At 37.2% G+C, this 403-nt stretch carries 1 protein-coding gene; it reads left to right on the top strand.

Going from position 1 to position 403, the window contains the following annotated elements; genetic code table 11:
• Window positions 1–283 precede the first annotated feature (283 nt).
• The coding region (locus N482_RS24145) for an SDR family NAD(P)-dependent oxidoreductase (RefSeq protein ID WP_155730473.1) at window positions 284–403 on the top strand (120 nt) is incomplete at its 3' end.

The raw sequence follows: 403 nt of genomic DNA, 5'->3' as shown, positions 1-403 counted from the left end.
CTTGTTTACAAAGTGTGATCCTGCCCTGATAGCATGGGAAATAACCTGTATAAACGGGCCCTTGGAAGAATTGCTTTTATTCTTATTTTGGCTGATTTATTACTTTTCCTGATAAGAGAGAATAAACATGTCACAACTGGAAAGAGCGAAATTTAAAGCACTATTTAAGAACCTATGCTTTGGCTAATATTTAGTTTCTAACCACTAATTGACTTAGATGCTAAAAGTGCAAAAAGTTAATTAACTAATGGGCATAGTACTAGTTCTGTTTTAAGGAAAGTAAATGAAAGTAGCCTTGGTCACCGGCGGTAGTCGTGGTATTGGCGCAGCCAGCGCTAAAACATTAGCAGACAAAGGATATGCAGTTGCCATTAATTATAAATCCAACCATCAAGCAGCAGAG

This window comes from Pseudoalteromonas luteoviolacea NCIMB 1942 (assembly GCF_001625595.1).
In the GTDB taxonomy this organism is placed as follows: domain Bacteria; phylum Pseudomonadota; class Gammaproteobacteria; order Enterobacterales; family Alteromonadaceae; genus Pseudoalteromonas; species Pseudoalteromonas luteoviolacea_A.
Note: the sequence above shows the minus strand (reverse complement) of the source record. Positions and strands in the feature narration are given on the sequence as shown.